The sequence below is a fragment of the Pectobacterium brasiliense genome (assembly GCF_013449685.1).
In the GTDB taxonomy this organism is placed as follows: Bacteria; Pseudomonadota; Gammaproteobacteria; order Enterobacterales; family Enterobacteriaceae; genus Pectobacterium; species Pectobacterium brasiliense_A.
On the sequence record NZ_JACDSF010000169.1, the window covers coordinates 1 to 232 of the forward strand.

1 protein-coding gene is annotated in these 232 nt (G+C 56.9%); it reads left to right on the forward strand.

Annotated elements, in window-relative coordinates:
- On the forward strand, nucleotides 1-232 hold a 232-nt coding region (locus H0248_RS21870), incomplete at both ends, for a toprim domain-containing protein (protein ID WP_180787470.1).

Below are 232 nucleotides of genomic sequence, written 5' to 3' on the forward strand. Positions count from 1 at the left end.
CCGCACGGCGGGGTGTGGAACGAGTCGGCGCTAGTAGCGAGTAAGTCGGTTATCTTGTGTGAATCACTTATCGATGCGATGAGCTTCTGGGTGGCAGGTTACCGCAACGTGACGGCGGCGTATGGCGTGAACGGGTTCACTGATGAGATGCGCAAAGCCTTTATCCGGCACGGCGTAAAACAGGTGTTGATCGCGTTCGATAACGATACGGCAGGCGATGAAGGCGCGGTGA